Source organism: Pseudonocardia alni (assembly GCF_002813375.1).
Lineage (GTDB): Bacteria > Actinomycetota > Actinomycetes > Mycobacteriales > Pseudonocardiaceae > Pseudonocardia > Pseudonocardia alni.
Map to the genome: position 1 here is coordinate 3,666,593 of NZ_PHUJ01000003.1, position 24,258 is coordinate 3,690,850.

At 73.4% G+C, this 24,258-nt stretch carries 24 protein-coding genes; 15 read left to right on the plus strand and 9 right to left on the minus strand.

Annotation, left to right across the window (positions count from 1 at the left end; genetic code table 11):
- Positions 1–52: 52 nt before the first annotated feature.
- From ATL51_RS18190 to ATL51_RS18205, 4 genes are read left to right on the plus strand one after another with little or no spacing between them, the layout of a single operon-like run.
- Positions 53–1,057, plus strand: a complete 1,005-nt coding sequence (locus ATL51_RS18190) for an ABC transporter permease (protein WP_062399555.1) — start codon at positions 53–55, stop codon at positions 1,055–1,057.
- Entirely contained in the window at positions 1,054–1,980 is a 927-nt protein-coding gene (locus tag ATL51_RS18195; protein WP_100879315.1) for an ABC transporter permease, read from the plus strand. Before ATL51_RS18190 ends, ATL51_RS18195 begins: the two co-directional genes overlap by 4 nt.
- Entirely contained in the window at positions 1,977–2,987 is a 1,011-nt protein-coding gene (locus ATL51_RS18200; RefSeq protein ID WP_301549075.1) for an ABC transporter ATP-binding protein, read from the plus strand. The genes ATL51_RS18195 and ATL51_RS18200 overlap by 4 nt, the downstream gene beginning before the upstream one ends.
- Positions 2,984–4,087 (plus strand): ABC transporter ATP-binding protein, encoded by a 1,104-nt coding sequence (locus tag ATL51_RS18205; protein WP_073575759.1) that lies wholly within the window; start codon positions 2,984–2,986, stop codon positions 4,085–4,087. The genes ATL51_RS18200 and ATL51_RS18205 overlap by 4 nt, the downstream gene beginning before the upstream one ends.
- A 109-nt stretch (positions 4,088–4,196) precedes the next feature.
- On the opposite strand, the gene leuA is transcribed toward ATL51_RS18205, so the two are convergent.
- A complete protein-coding gene (gene leuA / locus ATL51_RS18210; protein ID WP_100879317.1) occupies positions 4,197–5,993 on the minus strand; it encodes a 2-isopropylmalate synthase in 1,797 nt (598 codons plus the stop codon).
- Positions 5,994–6,286: 293 nt separating this feature from the next.
- Between leuA and ATL51_RS18215 the strand changes: the two genes are divergently transcribed.
- Positions 6,287–6,592 (plus strand): hypothetical protein, encoded by a 306-nt coding sequence (locus ATL51_RS18215; RefSeq protein ID WP_073575761.1) that lies wholly within the window; start codon positions 6,287–6,289, stop codon positions 6,590–6,592.
- Between the two features lie 144 nt (positions 6,593–6,736).
- Entirely contained in the window at positions 6,737–8,134 is a 1,398-nt protein-coding gene (locus ATL51_RS18220; RefSeq protein ID WP_301549076.1) for an amidase, read from the plus strand.
- 6 nt (positions 8,135–8,140) lie between these two features.
- Here the strand turns inward: ATL51_RS18220 and ATL51_RS28325 are convergent, their stop codons facing one another.
- Complete coding sequence (locus tag ATL51_RS28325; RefSeq protein ID WP_157818422.1) at positions 8,141–8,302, minus strand: hypothetical protein; 162 nt, start codon at positions 8,300–8,302, stop codon at positions 8,141–8,143.
- Between the two features lie 56 nt (positions 8,303–8,358).
- Between ATL51_RS28325 and ATL51_RS18225 the strand changes: the two genes are divergently transcribed.
- The 3 genes from ATL51_RS18225 (at position 8,359) to ATL51_RS18235 (ending at position 11,429) form a co-directional block, all read left to right on the plus strand.
- Positions 8,359–8,856 carry a CGNR zinc finger domain-containing protein gene (locus tag ATL51_RS18225; protein WP_208623024.1) on the plus strand — a complete coding sequence of 166 codons (498 nt, stop codon included), beginning with the start codon at positions 8,359–8,361 and terminating at the stop codon, positions 8,854–8,856.
- A 227-nt stretch (positions 8,857–9,083) separates the two neighbouring features.
- Entirely contained in the window at positions 9,084–10,349 is a 1,266-nt protein-coding gene (locus ATL51_RS18230; RefSeq protein ID WP_073575765.1) for an aspartate kinase, read from the plus strand.
- A gap of 6 nt (positions 10,350–10,355) precedes the next feature.
- Positions 10,356–11,429, plus strand: a complete 1,074-nt coding sequence (locus tag ATL51_RS18235) for an aspartate-semialdehyde dehydrogenase (RefSeq protein ID WP_100879319.1) — start codon at positions 10,356–10,358, stop codon at positions 11,427–11,429.
- A 69-nt stretch (positions 11,430–11,498) separates the two neighbouring features.
- On the opposite strand, the gene ATL51_RS18240 is transcribed toward ATL51_RS18235, so the two are convergent.
- Positions 11,499–12,443, minus strand: coding sequence for an endonuclease/exonuclease/phosphatase family protein (locus ATL51_RS18240; protein WP_100879320.1), 945 nt, complete (start codon positions 12,441–12,443; stop codon positions 11,499–11,501).
- Positions 12,444–12,800: 357 nt separating this feature from the next.
- Positions 12,801–13,994: an MFS transporter gene (locus ATL51_RS18245; protein ID WP_100879321.1), complete on the minus strand. Its 1,194-nt coding sequence runs from the start codon at positions 13,992–13,994 to the stop codon at positions 12,801–12,803.
- 187 nt (positions 13,995–14,181) lie between these two features.
- Here ATL51_RS18245 and ATL51_RS18250 point away from each other — a divergent pair, with 187 nt between their 5' ends.
- Together ATL51_RS18250 and arsC are read left to right on the plus strand one after the other, a co-directional pair.
- Positions 14,182–15,639, plus strand: a complete 1,458-nt coding sequence (locus ATL51_RS18250; protein ID WP_073575767.1) for a catalase — start codon at positions 14,182–14,184, stop codon at positions 15,637–15,639.
- Between the two features lie 68 nt (positions 15,640–15,707).
- Positions 15,708–16,052 (plus strand): arsenate reductase (glutaredoxin), encoded by a 345-nt coding sequence (gene arsC, locus ATL51_RS18255; protein ID WP_100879322.1) that lies wholly within the window; start codon positions 15,708–15,710, stop codon positions 16,050–16,052.
- Here arsC and ATL51_RS18260 read toward each other — a convergent pair.
- On the minus strand, positions 16,049–17,887 hold the full coding sequence (locus tag ATL51_RS18260) for a prolyl oligopeptidase family serine peptidase (protein ID WP_073575770.1): 1,839 nt from the start codon (positions 17,885–17,887) through the stop codon (positions 16,049–16,051). The genes arsC and ATL51_RS18260 overlap by 4 nt on opposite strands.
- Before the next feature lie 75 nt (positions 17,888–17,962).
- On the opposite strand from ATL51_RS18260, the gene ATL51_RS18265 reads away from it, so the two are divergent.
- A complete protein-coding gene (locus ATL51_RS18265; protein ID WP_073575771.1) occupies positions 17,963–18,373 on the plus strand; it encodes a hypothetical protein in 411 nt (136 codons plus the stop codon).
- 12 nt (positions 18,374–18,385) lie between these two features.
- Here ATL51_RS18265 and ATL51_RS18270 read toward each other — a convergent pair whose 3' ends face one another.
- Positions 18,386–18,976, minus strand: coding sequence for a TetR/AcrR family transcriptional regulator (locus ATL51_RS18270; protein ID WP_073575772.1), 591 nt, complete (start codon positions 18,974–18,976; stop codon positions 18,386–18,388).
- Positions 18,977–19,135: 159 nt separating this feature from the next.
- Between ATL51_RS18270 and ATL51_RS18275 the strand changes: the two genes are divergently transcribed.
- The gene (locus ATL51_RS18275) at positions 19,136–20,302 is read left to right on the plus strand and encodes an LLM class flavin-dependent oxidoreductase (protein WP_073575774.1); all 1,167 of its coding nucleotides are present in this window, start codon (positions 19,136–19,138) and stop codon (positions 20,300–20,302) included.
- A gap of 18 nt (positions 20,303–20,320) precedes the next feature.
- On the opposite strand, the gene ATL51_RS18280 is transcribed toward ATL51_RS18275, so the two are convergent.
- Positions 20,321–20,752, minus strand: a complete 432-nt coding sequence (locus ATL51_RS18280) for a DUF1707 SHOCT-like domain-containing protein (RefSeq protein WP_100879323.1) — start codon at positions 20,750–20,752, stop codon at positions 20,321–20,323.
- Positions 20,753–20,800: 48 nt separating this feature from the next.
- On the opposite strand from ATL51_RS18280, the gene ATL51_RS18285 reads away from it, so the two are divergent.
- The gene (locus ATL51_RS18285; protein WP_157818423.1) at positions 20,801–21,301 is read left to right on the plus strand and encodes a class I SAM-dependent methyltransferase; all 501 of its coding nucleotides are present in this window, start codon (positions 20,801–20,803) and stop codon (positions 21,299–21,301) included.
- A gap of 56 nt (positions 21,302–21,357) precedes the next feature.
- Here ATL51_RS18285 and ATL51_RS29515 read toward each other — a convergent pair whose 3' ends face one another.
- On the minus strand, positions 21,358–22,212 hold the full coding sequence (locus tag ATL51_RS29515) for an excalibur calcium-binding domain-containing protein (protein ID WP_301549077.1): 855 nt from the start codon (positions 22,210–22,212) through the stop codon (positions 21,358–21,360).
- 104 nt (positions 22,213–22,316) lie between these two features.
- On the minus strand, positions 22,317–23,255 hold the full coding sequence (locus ATL51_RS18295) for an NADPH:quinone oxidoreductase family protein (RefSeq protein WP_301549078.1): 939 nt from the start codon (positions 23,253–23,255) through the stop codon (positions 22,317–22,319).
- Between the two features lie 186 nt (positions 23,256–23,441).
- Between ATL51_RS18295 and ATL51_RS18300 the strand changes: the two genes are divergently transcribed.
- Positions 23,442–24,155 (plus strand): TetR/AcrR family transcriptional regulator, encoded by a 714-nt coding sequence (locus ATL51_RS18300; protein WP_167410015.1) that lies wholly within the window; start codon positions 23,442–23,444, stop codon positions 24,153–24,155.
- Positions 24,156–24,258 lie beyond the last annotated feature (103 nt).

Genomic DNA, 24,258 nt, shown 5'->3' on the forward strand with positions numbered 1-24,258 from the left:
CCCGCGGCGCCCGGTCGCGTGTCCCGCCTCCCACCACTGAGGACATCCACGCATGCTGCGCTTCGTCGCGCGCCGCCTGCTCCAGGTCGTCCCGACGCTGCTCATCCTGTCCGTGCTGTTGTTCGCCTGGCTGCGCTCGCTGCCCGGCGGGCCGGCCGGTGCGCTGCTCGGAGACAAGGCGACCCCGGAGTCGATCGCGGCACTGAACAAGACGCTGGGCCTGGACCAGCCCATCCCGATCCAGTACCTGCACTACCTCGGCCGGGCGCTGACCGGCGACTTCGGCGCCTCGCTGGTCACCGGTGACCCGGTGATCACCGAGCTCGGCCGCGCGCTGCCGGGGACGATCGAGCTGTCCCTGTCGGCGCTGCTGCTCGCCGTCGCCCTCGGGATCCCGCTGGGCTACCTCGCCGCCCGCCACCGCGGCGGGATCTGGGACAACCTGACCATCGTCGGCACCCTGGTCGGCGTCGCCGTGCCGGTGTTCTTCCTCGGCTACGTGCTCAAGCAGTTCCTGGCCGTCGACCTCGGCCTGTTCCCGCCGTCCGGGCTGCAGTCGACCGGCATCGACGCCACCTCGGTCACCGGCTTCCCCACCCTCGACGGCCTGCTGACCCGCGAGTTCGACGCCAGCTGGGACTCGCTGCTTCACCTCGTGCTGCCCGCCGTCACCCTCGCCACGATCCCGCTCGCCGTCATCGTGCGGATCACCCGGGCCTCGGTGCTCGACGTGCTGGAGTCCGACTTCGTCCGCACCGCCAACGCCAAGGGGCTCGCGCCGGGCACCGTCCGCGGCCGGCACGTGCTGCGCAACGCGCTGCTGCCGGTCTCGACGACGATCGGTCTGCAGACCGGCCTGCTCCTCGCCGGTGCGGTGCTGACCGAGAAGGTGTTCAACCGGCCCGGCATCGGCACCCTGATCGCCGAGGGCATCGAGCGCCGTGACTACCCGCGGCTGCAGGCCGTGGTGCTGCTCGGCGCACTCATCTACGTGCTGGTCAACCTGCTCGTCGACCTGTCCTACGCCGTGATCGACCCGAGGGTGAGGCTGCGATGAGCGCACCGACCACCTGGGCGCAGCGGCGGAAGGACCGGATCGACGACACCGCCGGCCGCAGCCTGTCCGCGGACGCACTGCGCCGGCTGCGCCGCAGCCCCACCGCGATCGTCGGGACGGTGATCATCGGGGTGTTCGTGCTGGTCTCGGTGTTCGCGCCGCTGCTGGCCCCGCACGACCCGGCGCAGGCGTTCCCGCAGCTGCTCGACCAGCTGCGCCCCGGCTCGATCCCCGGACCGCAGCCCGGCTTCCCGCTCGGCAGCGACCAGAACGGCCGCGACGAGTTCTCCCGGTTGATCCTGGCGTCGCGCCAGACCCTGCTCGTGGGCGTGCTCGCCACCGTGTTCGGGCTGGCCGCGGGCCTGGTCATCGGCGTGCTCGCCGGAGCGTTCGGCGGCTGGATCGACACCGTCCTGATGCGCGTCACCGACGTGCTGTTGTCGATCCCGTCGCTGCTGCTCGCGATCTCGGTCGCGGCGCTGGCGGCCCGGCCCAGCCAGACCACGGTCATCATCGCGGTCGCCCTGGTGAACGTGCCGATCTTCGCGCGGTTGCTGCGCGGGTCGATGCTCGCCCAGCGCGACTCCGACCACGTCCTCGCGGCCACCGCGCTCGGCGTGAAGCGACGGGCGGTCGTGCTGCGGCACATGCTGCCCAACGCGATCGGCCCGGTGATCGTGCAGGCCACGCTGACCCTGGCGACGGCGATCCTCGACGCGGCCGCGCTGTCCTTCCTCGGCCTCGGCGACGCCGACCCGGCCCGCGCCGAGTGGGGCCTGATGCTCGCCTCCGCGCAGCCCTACCTCGACGTCCGGCCCGGACTGGCGGTCTACCCGGCGATCGCGATCATCGTCGTCGCGCTCGGGTTCACGCTGCTCGGCGAGTCGCTGCGCGAGGCCATCGACCCGAAAGGCCGGAGATGACCACACCTCCGATGAACCCGTTGTTGCAGGTCCAGGACCTGTCCGTGCGCTTCGTGCGGCGGGGTGAGGCCGACGTCGTCGCCGTCGACGGGGTGTCGTTCGACGTCCGTCCCGGCGAGGTCGTCGGCCTGGTCGGCGAGTCCGGCTGCGGCAAGTCCGTGACCTCCCTGGCGATCATGGGACTGCTGCCGGGCCGCACCCCCCGGGTGGGCGGCTCGGTGCAGTTCTCCTCCGGGGACGAGTCCGTCGACCTGCTCACCCTGTCCGACGCCGAGCTGCGCGAGCGGCGCGGCCGCGACATCGGGATGGTCTTCCAGGACCCGCTGTCGTCGCTGAACCCGGTCGTCCCGGTGGGTGTCCAGATCACCGAGGCGCTCACCCGGCACCGCGGGATGAGCAAGGACGAGGCGCGTACGGAGGCCGTCTCCCTGCTGGAGCGGGTCGGCATCCCCGACCCGGCACGACGCGTGTCGGCCTACCCGCACCAGATGTCGGGCGGGATGCGCCAGCGCGCGCTGATCGCGATCGCGCTCGCCTGCCGGCCGAAGCTGCTCATCGCCGACGAGCCGACCACCGCCCTCGACGTCACCATCCAGGCCCAGATCCTGGAGCTGCTGCGCGAGCTCGTCGCCGAGACGGGAACGGCACTCATCATGATCACGCACGACCTGGGCGTCGTCGCGGGGCTCTGCGACCGGGTCAACGTCCTCTACGGCGGCCGGGTCGTGGAACGCGCCGAGCGGCACGCCCTGTTCGGGGGACCGCGTCACCCGTACACCTCGGGGCTCATCCGGTCGATCCCGCGGCTGGACTCCGACCCCGCCGCGGAGCTGCCCGCGATCACCGGGTCGGTGTCGGACAACCTGCCCTGGGACCACGCCTGCGCGTTCGCGCCGCGCTGCCCGCGGGCGCTGGAGACCTGCACCTCGGTCACCCCGGTGGCCGACGACGAGGCGGGCCGGCTGCTGCGCTGCCACAATCCCGAGCCGATCGGAGCGACGGCATGAGCCCCCTGCTGGAGGTCGAGGACCTGCAGGTCCACTTCCCGATCACCCGGGGTGTGCTCGTGCAGCGCACCGTCGGGCACGTCCGGGCCGTCGACGGCGTCTCGCTGCGGATCGAGCGCGGCGAGACCTACGGACTGGTCGGCGAGTCCGGCTGCGGCAAGTCGACCCTCGGGCGGGCGATCCTCAAGCTCACCGAGCCGACCGCGGGCACGGTGTCCTTCGACGGCACCGACGTCGCCGCGCTGAAGGGGGAGCCGCTGCGCCGGATGCGCCGCCGGTTCCAAATGGTGTTCCAGGACCCGATGTCCAGCCTGGACCCGCGGCAGTCGGTCGGGTCGCTGCTGCGCGAGGGCCTGGCCGCGCACGGGATCGAGGCCGGTCCGGACCGGCTCGCCGAGCTCATGCGCGCGGTGGGGCTGCCCGAGTCCGCACTGCGCCGCTACCCGCACGAGTTCTCCGGCGGGCAACGTCAGCGCATCGGGATCGCCCGGGCCCTGTGCGTGGAGCCCGACCTCGTCGTCGCCGACGAGCCGGTCTCGGCGCTGGACGTGTCGGTGCAGGCCCAGGTGCTCAACCTGCTGCGCTCACTGCAGCGCGAGCTCGGCCTGACCTACCTGGTGATCGCGCACGACCTGGCCGTCGTGCGGCACGTCTCGGACCGGGTCGGGGTGATGTACCTCGGGTCGATCGTGGAGGAGGCGCCCGCCCGCGCGCTCTACGACGGCCCGCTGCACCCCTACACCCGGGCCCTGCTCTCGGCAGTGCCGCAGCCGGACCCGACCGTGGAGGACACCCGCGAGCGGATCCTGCTGTCCGGGGACCTGCCCTCGCCCGCCGCGCCGCCGTCCGGGTGCCGGTTCCACACCCGCTGCCCGTGGCGCCAGGACGACCGGTGCTCCACCGAGCGCCCGCAGCTGCGCGTGCTCGACGGCGACACCTCGGGGCACCGGGTCGCCTGCCACCACGCCGAGGCCGTCCGCGACGGGCGGATCATCCCGCACGAGGTGACCGCGGACGAGGCCGAGGCCGCCGCCGCACCGGACACCGGCCCGCGGGATCCCGACCGGCAGATCACCCTCGGCGACGCGATCGGCCGCTGAGCCCCGGCCCCGCGGTGCCCTCGCGGTTCCCCTGCGGTGCCCCCAGGGGAACTTTCGTGGCTTAGAGCGCTACGAGAGTGACCCTGGGGGCAGGGCGGGGTGCGCGGACTCAGCGCAGGGCGCGGTTGATCGCGCTCACGACGCCCTTGAGGCTGGCGCTGGTGATCGAGCTGTCGATCCCGACGCCCCAGAACACCTTCTCCTCGACGGCGCACTCGACGTAGGCCGCGGCGCGGGCGTCGTCACCGCCGCCCATCGCGTGCTCGTGGTAGTCGAGCACCCGCACGTCGAACCCGATCCCGGCCAGAGCGTCGACGAACGCCGCGATCGGTCCGTTGCCGGAGCCGGCGATCTCGTGCAGGTCGGACTCGACGCGCACGGTCGCCACGATCTCGTCGCGGCCCTCGCCGTCGCTGTGGACGCGGTGGCGCACCAGCTTGAGCGGGGTCTCGCGGCCCAGGTACTCGACGTCGAACGCGTCGCGCATGGCCTTGGGCTCGACCTCGCCACCCTCGGTGTCGGTGAAGGCCTGGATGACGTGGCTGAACTCGATCTGCAGCCGGCGCGGCAGGTCGAGCTGGTGCTCGGTCTTCATGATGTAGGCGATGCCGCCCTTGCCGGACTGGCTGTTGACCCGGATGACGGCCTCGTAGGTGCGGCCGATGTCCTTCGGGTCCACCGGCAGGTACGGGACCTCCCAGGTGTGGTCGGCGACCGGGTGACCGGCCTCCGCGGCGTCGGCCTCCATCGCGGCGAAGCCCTTGTTGATCGCGTCCTGGTGGGAGCCGGAGAACGCGGTGTAGACCAGGTCGCCGCCCCACGGGTGGCGCTCGTGGACCGGCAGCTGGTTGCAGTACTCGACGGTGCGCCGGACCTCGTCGATGTCGGAGAGGTCGATCTGCGGGTCGACGCCCTGGGTGAACATGTTCATGCCCAGCGCGACCAGGTCGACGTTGCCGGTGCGCTCGCCGTTGCCGAACAGGCAGCCCTCGATCCGGTCGGCTCCGGCCTGGTAGCCCAGCTCGGCGGCGGCGATGCCGGTGCCGCGGTCGTTGTGCGGGTGCAGCGACAGCACCAGCGAGTCGCGGCGGGCCAGGTTGCGGTGCATCCACTCGATGGAGTCCGCGTAGACGTTCGGCGTCGCCATCTCGACCGTCGCCGGCAGGTTGACGATCATCGGGTGCTCGGGCGTCGGCTGCCAGATCGCGCTCACCGCGTTGGTGATCTCGACGGCGTACTCCAGCTCGGTGCCGGTGTAGGACTCCGGGGAGTACTGGAAGGTCCAGTCGGTCGCCGGGTACTTCTCGGCGAACTTGCTGACCTCCTCCGCGCCGTCGGTGGCGATCTTGGTGATGCCCGCGCGGTCGGAGCGGAAGACGACCCGGCGCTGCAGGATCGACGTCGAGTTGTAGAGGTGGACGATCGCCGAGTGCGCGCCCTCGCAGGCCTCGAAGGTCCGCTGGATCAGCTCCGGGCGGGCCTGGGTCAGGACCTGGATCTGCACGTCCTCCGGGATCGCGCCCTGCTCGATGATCTCGCGGACGAAGTCGAAGTCGGTCTGGCTCGCCGCCGGGAAGCCGACCTCGATCTGCTTGTAGCCCATGCGTACCAGCAGGTCGAACATGCGCCGCTTCCGCAGCGGGCTCATCGGGTCGATCAGTGCCTGGTTGCCGTCACGCAGGTCGACCGCGCACCACAGCGGCGCGGTGTCGATGACCTTGTCCGGCCAGGTGCGGTCGGGCAGCGAGACCGGCTCGACCAGCTGATGGAAGGGCTTGTACCGGTGGACCGGCATCTGCGAGCCGCGCTGCCGGTTCCAGGCGGGCTGGGTCGCGTGCGGCGCGCCCTCGGGGGTGCGGACGTTGCTGCGGGCGCGGGCTTCGTAGGCGTCGGGAGAGGTGGTCACGGGAATGCTCCGTCGTCGTGCCGTCGTGGCGACCGGCGGACACGCGAAACCCCGCGACGAGGGGCCGGTCGGTTCAGACCCCGCCGCGGCGGCGAAGGAGCAGGCGCGCCATGTCTCCTACCGTAGACCCGAACCCCCGTTGCGCGGCAAGTCGCCACCCGCACGGTCGAACCCGGCCCCCGAGCCCCGGCTCGCAACGAAGTGATCACAACCAGCGGCGTTTCCCCTCGTTGGAAGGGCAGTGAGGATGCGGCGGTGCAACCATGACGCCGTCCGTGACGAAGGGGTTTGTGATGGCGGCAACCGTGGGTACGACCGTGCGGCAGGGCATGGGGATCATCGCGACGATCGTGCGGATCGTGGGCCTGGTGATCGTGGCCATCCTGGTCGCGCACATCGTGCTGACCCTGCTCGACGCCAACCCGGCGAACTTCCTCACCGAGTTCGTGTCCTCCTGGGCGGCCCAGCTGAACCTCGGTCTCGGTGACCTGTTCACCCCGTCCCAGCCCAAGATGGCCGTCACGCTGAACTACGGGGTCGCCGCGATCCTGTGGCTGATCATCACCACGGTGGTCGTGCGGCTGCTGCGCCGGGTCTGACACGTCCCCGCGCCGGGCGCGGATGCGGTGGCAGGATGCCGGGACGTGCCGGCGCCGCGACGCCGGACCCGTCCGGCCCGGAGGAGCACCACCCATGAGCCCTAACCGACCCACCGGCGTCGGGGCCGTCCTGGTGCGGTCGCGGTGACCGTCACGGTCGCCTCGAGCGCCCGCGAGCAGGTCGCGGCGCTGCGCGCCCGGGAGATCTCGGCCCGCGAGCTGATGGACCTGCACCTGGCCCGGATCGAGGCCCGCAACCCCGAGCTCAACGCCGTCGTCTCCCTCGACGTGGAGCGCGCGCGGGCGGGTGCCGCCGCCGCCGACGAGCGGCTGGCCTCCGGTGCGCCGGTCGGGCCGCTGCACGGGCTGCCGTTCGCGTTCAAGGACACCCACGCCGTCGCGGGGTGGCGGACGACCTACGGCTCGCCGCTGTTCGCCGACCACGTCCCCGACACCGACGACCTGATCGTCGAGCGCATCCGGGCCGCCGGCGTGGTGCCGATCGGCAAGACCAACGTGCCGGAGTTCGCGGCCGGTTCGCACACGTTCAACCGCGTCTTCGGCACCACGGTCAACCCGCACGACCCGACGCGGTCCGCGGGTGGGTCGTCCGGCGGCGCGGCGTGCGCGCTGGCGGCCGGGATGGTCCCGCTGGCCGAGGGCTCGGACATGGGCGGTTCGCTGCGCAACCCGGCGTCGTTCTGCGGGGTCGTGGGGTTGCGCCCCTCGTGGGGACGGGTTCCGGAGTGGCCGTCGTCGAACATGTGGGAGACCACGTCGACCGGGGGCCCGATGGCCCGCACCGCCGACGACGCCGCGCTGCTGCTGTCGGTGCTCGCCGGTCCGGACCCGCGCGCCCCGCACGCCCTGGGCGACCCGGGGGAGACCTTCGCCCCGCCGCTGCGCCCGGTCCCGCTCGCCGGGCTGCGCGTGGCGCTGTCGGCCGACCTCGGTGGCGCGTTCACCGTGGACCGCTCCGTCGCCGCGGTCGTCGAGGCGGCCGGTGACGCACTGGCCGGCGCCGGGGCGGCGGTCTCGGGCACCGCGCCCGACCTGACCGGCGCCGACGAGTGCTTCCGCACTTTGCGCGCCTGGCACTTCCAGGCCCGGTTCGGCATGCAGCTCGCCGTGCACCCGCAGGAGTTCAAGGCCTCGCTGGCCGCGAACATCAGGGCAGGCGAGGCGCTGACCGGCGCTGACGTCGCCGTCGCGTACCAGCGCCGCACGACGCTCGCCCAGCGGATGCGGGAGTTCTTCACCGAGCACGACGTGCTGGTGCTGCCGGTGTCGCAGGTGCCGCCGTTCCCGGCCGACCAGGAGTTCCCGGCCACCGTGGACGGCGTCCCGATGGCGTCCTACCTGGACTGGATGCGTTCGGCGTACCTGATCACCGTGACCGGCTGCCCTGCCGTCTCGGTGCCCTTCGGCCGGACCCCCGACGGGCTCCCGGTCGGGGTCCAGCTCGTCGCCCGCCACGGCGCCGACCGCGCCCTGCTGGAGATCGCCGCGGCCGTCGAGCGCTTGGCGCCTCCCGCGGCCTGAAGGGTCCTACCCGCGCTCGGCCGGGGCGAGGGTCCGCGGGCCGTCCACCCGGTCCGGGCGTAGCCGGATCCGCCACGCCCCGCACCGGCAGCGCTGGTAGCTCACGACGCCGTCGGCGGTGCGGTGCCGCGACGTCGTCTCCCACTCGTGGTCCAGGGGTGTACTCACGACGACGACGTTGCTGTAATGGGTCAGTGCACATCAACCCTTACGGACGTGATCCGGTGCTCCTCGCCGCCGACCTGGTGAACGCGCCGCCGTCGTCGACCGGGGAGCTCGTCGCGCGCTGTCTCGCCGCCGGGGTGACGCGCGACTGGGACCCGGTCGGCGCCGACCTGCCGACGGTGCTCGACTTCCTGCGCCGGTGGGAGGGGGTCGTCGACGCCGAGCCGGGCGCGGAGCGGGCACGGCTGCTCAACGCCCTGCTCGCCGAGTCGACCGGGCCGCCACGCCTCACCGACCACGACGGCCACTGGCACCTGCACCACCGCGACGACGGTCTGGGCCTGGCCGGTGTGCTGCGCGCCCTGCTCGCGACCGGCACCGCCACCCACCTGGCGACCCGGGGGATGGACCGGCTCGGCCGGTGCGCCGCCGAGGGCTGCACCCGCGTCTACGCCGACGTCTCCCGCAACGGCAGGCAGCGGTACTGCAGCGCACGCTGCGGCAACACCGACGCGGTCCGTCGGCACCGCGGCAGGCAGCAGCCCGTCCGGGCCTGAGCCCCCGGTCCGGGGCCGTGCGGCCCGCGCGCATACCCGAGCGGGGGGTCCGCGGGCGAGCCCGTGTGGTCTGGGTCATCGGTGACCGTCCAGATCCTGAAAACGGACGGCGCTCGCCGGTACTGTTCCGTTCCGACCAACGCCGCCGGTGCGTCACCTGCGCATTCCGGCGGTCGAAGAGAGAGCACCCGACGGCTCCCACCGCGGAGCCAGGATTGGAGGTCGGCGTGGCCCTCGTCGTGCAGAAGTACGGCGGTTCGTCGGTCGAGAACGCTGAGCGGATCAAGAAGGTCGCCGAGCGCATCGTCCGTACCCGCAAGGAGGGCCACGATGTCGTCGTCGTCGTGTCCGCCATGGGGGACACCACCGACGAGCTGACCGATCTCGCCGAGCAGATCTCCCCGAAGCCCCCGCTGCGGGAGATGGACATGCTGCTCACCTCCGGTGAGCGGATCTCGAACGCACTCGTCGCGATGGCGATCCACGCCCTCGGCGCGGAGGCCCGGTCGTTCACCGGCTCGCAGGCGGGCATGCTCACCACCTCGAAGCACGGTGACGCCCGCATCACCGAGGTGAACCCGTGGCGCCTGCGTGAGGCCCTCGACGAGGGGCACATCGTGCTCGTCGCCGGCTTCCAGGGCATGAGCGCGGACTCCCGCGACATCACCACGCTGGGCCGCGGCGGCTCGGACACCACCGCCGTCGCGCTCGCGGCCGCGCTGAACGCCGACGTCTGCGAGATCTACTCCGACGTCGACGGCGTCTACACCGCCGACCCGCGGATCGTCTCCAAGGCGAGCCTGCTCGAGACGGTGACCTACGAGGAGATGCTCGAGCTCGCCGCGTCCGGCGCCAAGGTGCTGCACCTGCGCGCCGTCGAGTACGCCCGCCGCTACGGCGTCCCGCTGCGGGTGCGCAGTTCCTACAACGACAAGCCGGGCACCCTGGTCTCCGGCTCGATCGAGGAGATCCCGTTGGAGAATCCGATCATCACCGGCGTCGCCCACGACCGGTCCGAAGGCAAGATCACCGTCACCGGGGTGCCGGACACCCCCGGCATGGCGGCGAAGATCTTCCGCACGGTCGCCGACGCGGAGATCAACATCGATATGGTGCTGCAGAACATCTCCAACGTGTCGGACAAGAAGACCGACATCACCTTCTCGCTGCCCCGCACCGACGGTGACACCGCCGTCGCGGCGCTGGAGCGCGCGAAGGGCGAGATCGGGTTCACCGAGCTGATCTACGACAACGACATCGGCAAGGTCTCGCTCGTCGGCGCCGGTATGCGCAACCACCCCGGCGTCACCGCGAAGTTCTGCGAGGCGCTCTCCGACGCCGGGATCAACATCGAGACCATGAACACCTCGGAGATCCGGATCTCGGTGATCTGCCGCTCCGACCAGCTCGACGACGCGGTGCAGGCGCTGCACGAGGCGTTCGAGCTCGGCGCCGAGGACGACGCGGTGGTCGCCGCCGGAACGGGCCGGTGAGCTGAGATGGCCATGGACAAGCCCGTTCTCGCGCTGGTCGGCGCGACCGGTGCCGTCGGCACCACCATGATCGAGATCATCGACTCCCGCGAGTCGGTGCCGTGGGGCGAGATCCGCCTGATCGCCTCGGCCCGCAGCGCAGGCAAGGTGCTGACGGTCCGCGGCCAGGACATCACCGTCCTGGAGCTGAAGCCCGAGGTCTTCGACGGCGTCGACATCGCGATGTTCGACGTCCCCGACGAGGTCTCCGCCGAGTGGGCGCCGATCGCCGCCTCCCGCGGCGCGATCGCCGTCGACAACTCCGGCGCGTTCCGGATGGACCCCGAGGTCCCGCTCGTGGTGCCCGAGGTGAACCCGGAGAAGGTGACCGAGCGGCCCAAGGGCATCATCGCGAACCCGAACTGCACGACGCTGTCGATGATGGCGGCAATGGGTGCGCTGCACCGCGAGTTCGGGCTCGAGGCGCTGGTCGTGTCGTCGTACCAGGCCGCGTCGGGTGCCGGCCAGCCCGGCATCGACCAGCTGCAGGCCGAGCTGTCCGCGGTCGCCGGCAAGGACCTCGGCAAGGCCGCCGGCGACGTCGCGGCAGTCCTGACCGAGGCCGGCATCCCGGTCGGCGGCGACTCGCCGTTCCCGGCTCCGCTGGTGCTCAACGTCGTGCCGTGGGCCGGCTCCCTCAAGGACGACGGCTGGTCGTCGGAGGAGCTGAAGGTCCGCAACGAGTCCCGCAAGATCCTCGGGATCCCGGAGCTCAAGGTCTCCGCGACCTGCGTGCGCGTCCCGGTCGTCACCACGCACGCGCTGGCGATCCACGCGACCTTCTCCTCGGAGGTCCCGGTCGACGCGGCCCGCAAGGTGCTCGGTGCGCAGCCGACGATCGTCGTCAAGGACGACCCGGCCGCCGGCGAGTGGCCGACCCCGGCCGACGCCGTCGGCGGGGACCCGACCGTGGTGGGCCGGATCCGGCAGTCGCTGGACTTCCCGAACACCCTGGAGCTGTTCGTGTGCGGGGACAACCTGCGCAAGGGTGCCGCCCTGAACACCTACGAGGTGGCGGAGACGGTCGCCGCGGCCGGCTGACCGACCCCTCCGCACGTTCGACGGCCGCCGCCCCGGAGCCCGGGGCGGCGGCCGTCGTCGTGTGCGGGTCTAGGGCAGGCGCAGCGTCGCCACGATCGCGCGGTGGTCGGTGCCGGGCACCAACCGCGTCCCGAAGGACTCGGCGGCGATCCCGCCGTTGTAGACGATGTGGTCGATCTGCGGCCCCAGCCACGACGGCGCCCAGGTCGGCCAGGTTCCGGCCAGCCCGTTGCCGGTCTGCGAGCCCGCGTCGCCGCAGCCCTGGATCGCGTTGCGGAAGACCGAGTGGTCGAGGCTCGCGTTGAAGTCGCCGGCGACGATCGCCGGGCTCGTCGCGGAGCACCACTTCGCGACGGTCTCCAGGTCCGAGCGCCACTGCCCGACCGAGCGCGGGACCGGCGCGACGGAGTGGAACGCGACGAAGCGCAGGTTCCCCAGGCCGCCGCCGGTGATCTCGATGTAGTCGAAGCGGACGTCCTTGCCGATCCGGGTGCGGACGTCGCCGAGCCGGTTCGACCAGGCCACGGTGTTGCCGGTGACGTCGCGGTCCCAGCGGTCGACGCTGGACGCCGTCCGGTAGCCCAGCGGCTCCAGCAGCGGCGCGATCTCGCTCTCGTAGCGGCCGCCCGCCTCCGGGATCGAGACGACGTCGGGGTTCTCCGCGGCGACGAGCGCGGCGAGGGAGTCGGCGTCGGCGTTGCCCTCGTAGACGTTGAGCGCCAGCACCTTCAGCGGGGTGCCGCCGGTGGGCGCGGGGTCGGCCACGGTGCGCGGGAGCACCATCGCCGCGCCGACCAGCGCGACCAGCGCGAGGACGACCGGCACCGGCCAGAACCGGCGGGCGGCCAGGGTGATCAGCAGGCCGATCACCACCAGCACGCCGAGCGCGGCGACCATCAGCGGCCGGAAGGCGATGACCTGCGCGAACGGGGAGTGGGCGTCGAGACCGACGAGGTCGGGCAGCGTCGCGAGCGCGGCGGCGGCACCGAGGAACAGCGCGAACCCCCAGCGCACCCGACCTCCCCGACGACGGGGCCGCCCACTCGGGATGGGCTGGGTCTCGGAGTCGGGGTGGGGCGGTGCGCTCACTCGATCCAGTCTGCCCGAGGGGCACACCTGCCCGCCGCATCCGGACGGTGCCCTGCGCCGATCGTCTGTGGGCGCTCTCAGTGTCCGACTTGCGCGACCGCTCGTCGACCGTTCGCACGTCGAGGTGCAGATCAGGGCCCCGGCGGAGCGATTCGGACGACCCTGAGGTGCATCTCGGCGGCAGCGGGATCGCCGAGATGCAGCCCAGCGGGCCTGGAAGATCCACAATTCCCGCTGAGGTGCATCTCGGTGACTCCGCCGCCCGTGTGCAGCCCGGGCCGGTCAGGCCCGGACGCGCAGCAGCGGCGCCGCCACCCCGGCGGCGACGACCGCGATCGACCCGCAGGCCAGCATCGCCACGCCGGGGGAGGCGGTGTCGACCAGTACCCCCGCCAGCGGGGTCGCGATGGCGATGCCGAGCGTCGTCGCGGAGCCCTGCAGGCCGGTGACCAGGCCACGCACCCGGTCCGGGGCGAGGTCGCCGATCGCGGCACTGCCCGCCGCGAGCGTCGACGCGGTCGCCAGACCCGCGGGGAGCAGCAGGAACAGCAGGCTCCACCACGACCAGGCCAGCGCCGCCGGGAGCGTCGCCAGCCCGAGCGCGGCGAGCAGCAGCGGCAGCGGGAGGCCGCGGCGGGCGCTGCCGTAGAGGAACCCGCCGACCAGCGACGCCAGGCACCACACGGCGTTGACCAGCGCGATCGCCCACGCCTGCCCGGAGGAGGTGAGGGCGGCGATGAACGCGAACTCGGTGCCCATGATCGCGATCACTGCGGCGGTCACCGCCAGCAGCGCGCCGACCAGCGGCCGGGTCAGCCAGCTGCGCAGCGGAGGGCGGGGGCCGGTGCGGGCGGCCCCGTCGCCGTCGGCGCGGACCGGTGGGTCGAGCCGCCACAGCGCGATCCCGGCCAGGACGAACCCGGCGCCGATCACGCGCATCGTCGTCGCCGAGCCCAGCCACACCGTCAGCAGCGACCCGACGGCGGGCCCGGTCATGTAGGAGATCTCGACGGTCATCGAGTCCAGCGCGAAGGCGGGGCGGCGTCGTCCGGCCGGGACGGCGGCCGCGATGACCTGCCGGACCAGCGAGAACACCGGGAGGGTGAGGATGCCGGCGACGAAGGCGGCGCCGAGCAGACCGGCGTAGCCCAGCAGCGGCGCCACCGACCAGAACAGCAGGCCCGCGGTCATCGTCAGCGCCAGGACCGGGCGCAGCCCGTGCCGGTCGACCATCGTGCCGAGCAGCGGGGCGCCGATCGCCATCCCGGTCGGGACCGCGGCGGCGACGAGCCCGGCGGCGCCGAAGCCGTGGCCGAGCGTGGTGACGGTGTGCAGGGTCAGGGTGACGCCGACGGCCGTCGCGGGGATGCGGGCGGCCATGCCGATCGCGGTGATCGCACCGACCCCGGGCAGGCGCAGCACGTCGGCGAACGCACCCGGGCCGGCGCGGGGTGCGGTGGCGGCGGTGTCGGGCACGACCCCATCCTGACCCGCGCCCGTCGTCGTCGCGCACCGGTTTCGGGTTTCGGCCGGGACCCCACGGGAAGTCCCTGGGGACCGAACACCGCCGACCGCGACGCGGCCGCGCAGCCGCGGGAGCGTCCCGGTCGACCCGGCGGGGCACCGCCCGCCCCACCCACCACGCGTACGAGGAGGCTCGGCCGTGACCACGTCGCACCAGCCCAAGCCCACCACCACGGACTCCGGCAGCCCGGTCGCCAGCGACGAGCACTCGCTGACGATCGGCCCCGACGGCCCGCTCCTGCTCAACGACCACTACCTCATCGAGCAGATGGCGAACTTCAACCGGGAGCGCATCCCGGAGCGTCAACCGCACGCGAAGGGCGGTGGGGCGTTCGCGCGGTTCGAGACCACCGAGGACGTCTCGCAGTACACCAAGGCCGCGTTCCTCCAGCCCGGCGTCGAGTCCCGTGGCGTGATCCGGTTCTCGACCGTCGCCGGTGAGCGCGGCAGCCCCGACACCTGGCGCGACCCGCGCGGCTTCTCGCTGAAGCTGTGGACGACCGAGGGCAACTGGGACATGGTCGGCAACAACACGCCGGTCTTCTTCGTCCGCGACCCCATGAAGTTCCAGCACTTCATCCGCAGCCAGAAGCGGCGCGTCGCGAACAACCTGCGCGACCACGACATGCAGTGGGACTTCTGGACGCTGTCGCCGGAGTCGGCGCACCAGGTCACCTGGCTCATGGGCGACCGGGGCATCCCGAAGACCTGGCGGCAGATGAACGGCTACTCCAGCCACACCTACAGCTGGATCAACGAGGCCGGCGAGATGGTCTGGGTGAAGTACCACTTCAAGTCCGACCAGGGCGTGGAGTGCCTGACCCAGGACGAGGCCGACACCCTCGCCGGCTCGGACCCCGACTACCACCAGGCCGACCTCTACAACGAGATCGAGGCGGGCAACCACCCGTCCTGGACGCTGTACGTGCAGGTCATGCCGTTCGCCGACGCCAAGACCTACCGGTACAACCCGTTCGACCTGACCAAGGTGTGGCCGCACAGCGACTACCCGCTGATCAAGGTCGGGAAGCTGACGCTGGACCGGAACGTCGAGGACTACCACGCCGAGATGGAGCAGGCCGCGTTCGAGCCGAACAACCTGGTGCCCGGCACCGGGCTGTCGCCGGACAAGATGCTGCTCGCCCGCGGGTTCTCCTACGCCGACGCCCACCGCGCCCGGCTCGGGGTCAACTACAAGCAGATCCCGGTCAACGCGCCCCGCAGCGAGGTGAACAACTACCAGAAGGACGGCGCCATGCGGATCACGAACACCCGTGACCCGATCTACGCGCCCAACTCCTACGGCGGCCCGGCGGCCGACCCGAAGCGCGTCTCCGAGGCCCTCTGGTACGCCGACGGTGAGATGGTCCGCAGCGCGTACTCCCTGCGCGAGTCCGACGACGACTGGGGCCAGGCCGGGATCATGGTCCGCGAGGTCTTCGACGACGCCGCCCGCGAGCGCTTCGTCGGCAACGTCGCCGGGCACCTGCTCGACGGCGTGACCGAGCCCGTGCTGCAGCGCGCCTTCGAGTACTGGCGCAACGTCGACAAGAACATCGGCGACCGGATCGAGCAGGCCGTCCGCAACGGCGGCTGACCGCTCCGCGCACCGACCGACGGCCCCGGGGACACCCCCGGGGCCGTCGTGCGTCCTAGGCTCGGGGTGTGGAGATCTGGCACAACCCGCGCTGCTCGAAGAGCCGCGCCGCCCTCGCGCTGCTGACCGACCGCGGCGTCGAACCGACGGTGCGGCGCTACCTCGACGACCCGCCGACCCGCGCCGAGCTGGAGCGGGCCCTGGCCGCGCTCGGCACCGAGGACCCGCTCGCGATCACCCGCACCGGCGAGCCCGCGTTCCGCGGGCAGGGCCTCGCCGGCGCCGACCGGGACACCCTGCTCGACGCGCTGGCCGCCGAGCCGAAGCTCATCGAGCGGCCCGTGGTGATCGACGGTGACCGGGCCGTCGTCGGCCGGCCGCCGGAGAACGTGCTGGGTCTGCTCGGCGACTAGCCCAGAGCCCGCCGCACGAAGTCGACCTCGGTCGCGATCAGGTCCAGCTGGTCGGACACCACCAGCGAGCCGTGCCCGGCGTCGAACCGGCTGACCTCGTAGGTCACGTCCCCGCGTCCGGCCAGCGCGTCCAGGTAGTTGTCGATCTGCCGGATCGGGCAGCGCGGGTCGTTCTCCCCGGCCAGCACCAGGACCGGCACGCGGACCTCGTCGACGTAGGTCAGTGGCGAGGCCTCCCGGTAGAGGTCGGGCAGCTCGTCGGGGGAGCCGCCGAACAGCGCACGGTCGAACGCGCGCAGCTGCTCCATCTCGTCGGCGTAGGCGGCGGCGTAGTCGGCCACCGGCACCCCGGCGACGGCCGCGGCCCACCGCTGCGGCTGTGTCCCGGCGGCGAGCAGCGACAGGTACCCGCCCCAGGACCAGCCGTCGACGGCGCAGCGGGCCGGGTCGACGGTGCCGTCGGCGACCAGCGCGTCCTGGACGGCGGCGACGTCCTCCAGCTCGGTCAGCCCCGGCCTGCCCTCGATCGCGTCCCGCCAGGCCGAGCCGTAGCCGGTGGAACCGCGGTAGTTCACCTCGACGACGGTGAACCCCGCCTCCACCCAGGTGGCGCGGCCGGCGTCGAAACGGTCCTCGTCGGCGGCGTGCGGACCGCCGTGCAGCACGAACACCGCGGGCGCCGGACGGCCGTCGACGCGCGGCGCCTCGGCGACCAGGCTGTGCACCTGCCCGGCGGGGACCCCGGTCCACACGTCGCGGACGGCGACCGAGCCGGGCGGGCGCTCCCCGGGCGGGGCGACCAGCACCTCGTCGGTGCCGTCCGGGCGCAGTGCCCGGATCTGCGACGGGGTGGCCGCCGACGACGCGGAGTACTCGACGGTGCCGTCGTCGCGGACCTCGGCGGACCCGACGCAGCCGGGCGCGGTGGGCAGCTCGGTCAGCTCGCCGGATGCCAGGACGTACCGGAACAGCCGGGTGCGGGCGGCGTGGGTGTGCGCGATAAGCAGCGCGGAGGCGTCCGGGACGAACCCGCCGACCAGCTCGCCGGGCAGGTCGACCGCGAGCTCGGTGACCTCACCGGTGGTCGGATCCCAGACCAGCAGCTCGTCACGGCCGCGGCGCTCGTGGCCGACGAGCAGCCGCTGGTCGCCCGCGACGGGGGAGAACTCCAGCGCGGCGAGGCCGCGGCCGGGCCCGTCGTGCAGCTCGGCGACGGTGTCCCCGGTGGCGACGTCGAGCACCCGCAGCGACGGGTGCCGCGAGTCGCCGTGTTCGGAGTGCGAGATCGCCAGCAGCGTCTCGTCCTCCGACAGCGCGCCGACGCCCGCGTCCTCGGTGTGCCGGTAGATCTCCCGGGCGTCGGTGCCGGAGCCGCGCTCGTGCACCGCCAGGACCGTGCCGTCGTCGGTGGACACCCCGATCGCGGTGACCCGGCGGCCGATCTCCAGGCCCGCCGGGTAGCCGTCGCCGGCGCCGGGGACGGCGGGCACGGTGTCGGTGCCCGCCGTGGAGGACCACGGCTGGGCGACCCAGTGGCCGAACTCGTCGCCGTCGGTGTCGGCGAACCACCAGACGTGCCCGCCGTCCGGCGGCAGCACGGCCGAGGTGGTGCCGTTGCGCCGGTCGGTGACCTGGCGGTGCTCCCCGGAGTCGCGGTCCCAGGCGTGGATCTCGAAGGTCCCGGTCGCGTTGGACACGTAGACCGAGCGGGCCGGTGCGTCGCGGGCCCAGCCGGGGCGCGACATGCGCACCGCGGTGAACCGGGACCGCCAGCGCTGCTCGCGCTCGTCGTCGAAGAGCGTCGGGGGAACGGGTGCGCTGGGGTGCGGGCTCACGCCCCGATCGTGCCGAACGCCACGAACGGGTGCACCGGGCGGGGTCGTCGGACGCGCATCCGGCAGCATGGAGGCATGCGGAGACCGGCCCGGCTGCTGCTCGCCGGGGTGCTCGTCCTCTTCCCGGCCGCTGCGGGCTGCGGTGCGGCCGGATCGACCGCCGGCACCGTCGTGAGTGGTCCGACGGTCACCGCCAGGGCCGACTCGCAGGGCCTCACCGCGGTCCGGTTCGACCACTCCGCGACGCATCCGGAGCCCGCCGTCCCGACGGTGCGGGTGCGCCGCGGGACGACGGTGGTGCTCACCGTCGGCAGCGACGTCGCGCGCCGGGTGCTGGTCCCGGAGCAGGGCCGTGCCCTCGACGTCAGCGCCGGGGGCACGGTCACCCTGCGCTTCCTCGCGCTGGGGACGTTCACCGTGCGGGTGGCCGAGCCCGGTGCGGTCCGCGGCGGGACGATCATCGGCCGGGTCGAGCCCTGGCACTGACCCGCCGGGGGATCAGGCGAAGGCGTCGGCCCGGTCGGCGATGGCGCGCAGCCCCTCGGCGATGTCCACACCGGACGGCGCGGTGCCGGGGTCGAGCATCCACTGGACCATGAGCCCGGTGAGCAGCGCCTGGTAGACGGAGCCGAGGACGTGCACGCGGCGGTCCGCGGCGGCCGGGTCGTCGGGCAGCGTGTGGAAGGTCAGGGCCAGGCCCTCACGGACCTCCCGCTGGGCCTCGGCGAGCTTCGCGCGCAGCTCCGGCAGCCGCTCGGCCTGGGCGAGCGCCTCGACGTGGGTGGCCCACAGGCGTCGCTGGGTGGAGAACAGGCCGACCACCCGGCTCCAGGTCTCCTCGACCCGGCGCTGCGGGTCGGTGGTCCCTCCCGCGGGCTCGGCGAGCGCCCGGTCGAGCTCCTCGCCCCAGGCCGTCGTCGCCCGCAGCAGGGCCTCGGTGAGCAGGGCGTCCTTGGAACCGAAGTGGTAGCCGATGGAGGCCAGGTTCGTCCCCGACGCGGCCACCACGTCCCGTGCGGTCGTGCGGCCGAACCCCTTCTCGTAGAGGCACTGCGCGGCCCCGTCCAGAAGCTCCTCGCGGTGTCCCATGATCGCGGAACCTATCGGGTCGTCACGGACGTCCGTACACCGGCCGTTCACCCGGTCTGCCACTGTCGTGCAACGCTTGCGTGACGCCGGTCACGACGGGTAAGGACTGTCGTGGCGGTGCCCCCGACGGAGCGGGCGCCGGAGCGACGAGGAGTCACCGTGAGCAGACTGCGATTCGGCACCTTCCTGGCCCCGTTCCACCAGCCCGGGCAGAACCCCACCCTTGCGCTGCAGCGCGACCTGGAGCTCGTCGAACACCTCGACCGGCTCGGCTTCGACGAGGCGTGGATCGGCGAGCACCACTCCGCGGGCTCGGAGATCATCGCCTCGCCCGAGATCTTCATCGCCGCGGCGGCGGAGCGGACCCGGAACATCAAGCTCGGGACCGGCGTCACCTCCATCAGCTACCACAACCCGCTGTGGGTGGCCGACCGCATGGTGATGCTCGACCACCTCACCCGCGGCCGCACGATGCTCGGCTGCGGGCCCGGTTCGCTGCCCACCGACTCGTCGATGATCGGCCTGAACCCCACCGACACCCGTGAGCTGCTCGAGGTGAACCTCGACATCATCATGCGGCTGCTGCGCGGCGAGGTCGTGAACGCCGAGACCAGGACCCACACGCTGATCGACGCCCAGCTGCAGCTCGCGCCCTACAGCGACCCGTGTTTCGACATCGCGGTCGCCGCCGTCGCGTCCCCGACCGGGCCGCGGATGGCGGGGCAGCACGGCGTCGGTCTGCTGTCCATCGGCGCCACCCTCACCCAGGACGGCTTCGACGCGCTGGCCCACCACTGGAGCGTCGTCGAGGAGCGCGCCGCCCACCACGGTCAGCCCGCGCCCGACCGCAGCACGTGGCGCCTGGTCGGCCTCATGCACGTCGCCGAGACCCGGGAACAGGCCTACCGCGAGGTCGAGTACGGCATCGAGCACTGGTTCCGCTACTTCCAGAAGGTCGCGGCGTTCCCGCAGATGGCGGTCGCGGGCGGCGACGTCAAGGAGATGATCGACTTCATCAACGACGCCGGGATCGGCGCGATCGGCACCGTCGAGGACGCGAAGGCGCAGGTGCAGAAGCTCGTCGACCAGTCCGGCGGGTTCGGCGCCTTCCTGCTGCTCGGCCACGAGTGGGCCAACCCGGTCGCGACCAAGCGCTCCTACGAGCTCATCGCCCAGCACGTCATGCCCGAGTTCCAGGGGCAGGCCGCGGGCACGCTGGCGGCCAGGGACCGGGCCAGCTCGACCCGGGAGAAGCACGCGCAGACCCAACTCGACGCCGTCGACACCATGACCAAGCGCTACGAGCAGGAGAAGGCGGGCGGCTGACGGGTCCCGGCGCGGCGGCTACCGGCCGCCGCGCCGCGGGCGCCCCGCGCCCGCCACCCACAACGTCAGCAGCACCGCCCCGGTCGGCGCGGAGAAGACCAGGAACCACCACGGGCTCAGGTCGGTCAGCAACGCCAGCACCGAGGTCCCGGCGGCGGCCGCGGCGGTGATGCACAGCCAGATGACCGTCAGGACCCGCATCGCGATGCCCCCGGCCGTCGCGGAGAACACCAGGCCGTCGCGCCGGGACGGGGCCGAGGAGGCGGGCAGGTCCAGGGTCACCCGGCCCAGGTCGCCGCGGGTGCGCATCCGCCAGACCTCGGTCACGCGCTCGTCGTACTCGGCGAGGTCGAGGTAGCCCTCGGCGTGGGCGGCGCGCAGCCGGTCGGCGACGGCCTGGCGTTCGGCGTCGGAGATACGGATCTGCTCGGGTCCCACCACCTCGTCCACCTCCTCGATGATGCCTGTCGGTGCCCGGTCCGTGCCAGGATGACCGCTGTGGCGGCGAGGGCGGTCCCGGCGCGGGCGCGGTTCGCGGCCGCCGTCGTCGGCGCGCGTCCGGGCACCCGGGTGCTGGAGGTGGGCTGCGGGCCGGGTGCCGTGGCGTCGCTGGTCTGCCCCCGGCTCGACCGGGTCGCGGGCGGCGCGATGTGGGCGGTGGACCGCTCGGCCGTCGCCGTCGCGCGGACCACCGAACGCTGCGCGGCCGCCGTCGACGACGGCGTGCTCACCGTGCTCCGGTCGGACCTGGCCGGGCTGCGGCTCGCGGCGGGCTCGGTGGACGTCGCGTTCACGCTGAACGTCAACCTGTTCTGGACCCGCGACCCCGGGCCCGAGCTGGCGGTGCTGCGCGGGGTGCTCGCGCCGGGCGGGGTGCTGCACGTGCTCTACGAGGGCACCCCACCCGCGGCCGTTGCGGCGGGGCTCCGCCGCAACGGCTGGGACCCGGTTCCGGTGTCCGGTGACGGCGGGGCCGGGGTGACGGCCCGGCCGGCCTGAGCCGCGCAGGTGCCCGGCGGGACCGTCCCGCCGGGCACCGGGTCACGTGGGTCGGTTCACTCGCAGGCGATGCCGTCGCCGTCGCGGTCGAGGCCCGAGCGGTAGCCCGGGTCGCCGCTGCTCAGCGGGGCCGCCCCGGCGGCGCGGGCCGCGGCGCAGTTCGTGTAGTAGGCCGAGCCGCCGCCGGACGAGCCGGAGGACGACGAGCCGGAGGAGACCAGGGGCTGCGGCGCGGCCGGGACGTAGGGCCGGTCGACGTCGGTGTCGGCGACCAGCGGCGCGGCCGGCGGGGCGGACTCGGTGACCGGGGCGCTCTGCGGCACCACCAACGGAGCGGGCGGGACCGGCGGGGCGGCGGCCTCGCCGATCGTGATCGGGTCACCGGCGGAGGCCAGCGCCGCGGGGCCGGGCAGCTGGGTGGTGACGGTCCCGGCGGCGACCCCGGCGACCGAGCCGGTCGACGGGCCGAGGACGACCTGGGTGAACCCGGCGGCACGGAGCGTGTCCCGCGCCTGCACGTCGGTCATCCCGACGACGTTGGGCACCGTCAGCAGCACCGGCGCCGCCGGGGCGGGGGGAGCGGCCGGGGCCGCCGCGAGCGGACGCACCGGAGCGGTGGCCGCGCCCACGATCCCGAGGACGGTCATGAGCACACAGAGCGCGGTGGCCGTCCAGCCGAGCACGATGCCGACCGTCGAGCGGCCCGGCGTCGACGCCCCGCCGGCCCGGAAACGGGCGCGGCCGGCGTGCGACAGCAGCGCGGCGGGCACCGTGACCAGCAGGCCGAGCACCGGCACGAACCCGACCACCATCCCCAGCACCGAGAGCCAGAAGCCGGCAGTCGCGGGGGTGTTCCCGCGGGTCGCCGGGACCGGCTCGGCGACGGTCGTCCAGGGCTGGGTGGCGGTCATGACTGGTCCCCTCGTGGTGGCCCGACCGGAGCTGCTCCCGCTCCGACGAACGGCCTATCGAGGGGCGTGACGCGGCCATTACCGCCCGTCATCAGGGTTGATGACTAGGGAGTGAGCACGAGCTTCCCGACCGCGGAGCGCTCGGCGTACGCGCGGGTCGCGGTCGCCGCGTCGGCCAGCGGCAGGGCCCGCGGGCGGGCCGGGTGCAGCTCCCCGGCACCGATCCGGCGCAGCACGTCCTCGGCCAGGTCCCGCGACGCGGCGGGGTCGGTGCGCGACCAGTCGCCCCAGTCGACGCCGACGACGGTCCGGTTCCGCAGCAGCACGACGTTCGCGGGCAGCTTCGGGATCGCGCCTGAGGTGAAGCCCAGCACGCAGAACCGGCCGCCGGCGCCCAGCGCCCGCAGCGCGGCCTCTGCGGCGTCGCCGCCGACCGGGTCGATCACGACGTCCGCGCCACCGCCGGTGTGCTCGCGGATCGTGTCCTTGAGGGCGTCGTAGCCGACGGCGGCCTCGGCCCCGGCGGCGAGCGCGGCCGCGCGCTTGTCCGGTGTGGACGCGACGGCGAGCACCCGCGCCCCGGCGGCGCGGGCGTGGTCGACCGCGGCCTGCCCGATCCCCCCGCTCGCCCCGAGCACGACGACCCACTCGCCCGGGCGGACGGTGACCCGGTCCCGGAAGGCGAAGGCGATCGTCCCGTGGCTCTCCATCGAGCTGGCCGCGACGTCCGCGTCGACCCCGTCGGGCACCGGGACCAGGCGATCCTCCGGGACGACGACGTGGCTGGCGAACCCGCCGAAGCTCGTGAGCAGGGCGGCGACCCGCCTGCCGTCCGGGGTCGTCCCGGCGACCGCGGTGCCGGGCGTGAACGGCAGCGGCGGTCGTAGCTGGTAGCCGCCGCGGGCGATCAGCCCGTCGACGAAGCTGACCGCGGCGGCCTCGACGGCGACGAGCACCTCGCCCGGTCCCGGCTCCGGGTCCGGCTCCTCCACCAGCTCGAACCGCTCCGGATCGGCGAACTCCCGGCAGAGCACCCGTCGCACCACGCCTCCTCGCGTCGCCCGCTGCGTCCGTGGGCGAGCCTCGCACGGGGGTGCCCGGCGGTGATCGTCGGTGTGGCCGCGGTCATGGCGGGGCGGTGAGCGCGGCCCCGGACGCCTTCGTGATCCACTGTCGCCCGGGTCCGGCCTTCCTCCCGCCGGGCCCGCCGAGGGAGGAGCATGGTGGGCGTGTCGTCGGACCGCACGGAACCCGGGGCCGCGGACGACCTCCGGTCCGACGGCCGCAGTACGCGCTGGGACGCGCACCGCGCGCGCCGTCGGGAGCAGGTGGTCGACGCCGCACTGGTCGTGCTGGGCCGCGATGGGCAGGACTTCGGCCTGGACCAGGTGGCGCACGAGGCGGGCGTGACCAAGCCGGTGATCTACCGGCACTTCGGCGACCGGGCCGCGCTGCTCGACGCGATGGCGGAGCGCGCGACCGACCGTCTGATGGAACGGCTCATGCCCGCCCTCTACCGGGAGTGCGCGGCCTGGAAGCGGATCCACGACTCGGTCGACGCGGTCCTGGGCTTCCTCGACGACTCACCGGGCGTCGACCTGCTGTTCCGCCGCCGCCTGCCCGGGCAGCGGGGGGAGGTCGTCGACGCCGGCCGGGAGTTCATCGCCTCCGCGCTGACCGGGCTGCTCGGGTCCTACGCCGAGGTGCTCGGCCTCGACGATCCCGAGCTGGTCCGGGTGTGGTCGCAGTCGCTGGTCGGCGCGGTCCAGGGGACCGCGGAGTGGTGGCTGCGGGGCCGGGCGACCGGGAACGCCCCCGGGCGCGATGTCGTCACCACCCACCTGACGGACCTGATCTGGACCCAGATCGAGGGGGTGGGGCGACAGCGGGGGTTGACTCTGAGTCGCGAATCACTACTCCCTGTGAGAGTCATGCCGAAATAGGCGTTACTCGGCGTATAGGGTACCGTCGCGAGCCGGTCGCCCCGGCAGGTCCCGGACCCTCGTGGCGACCGCCGGATGTATCTGCGCACGGGCCCCGTCGCCG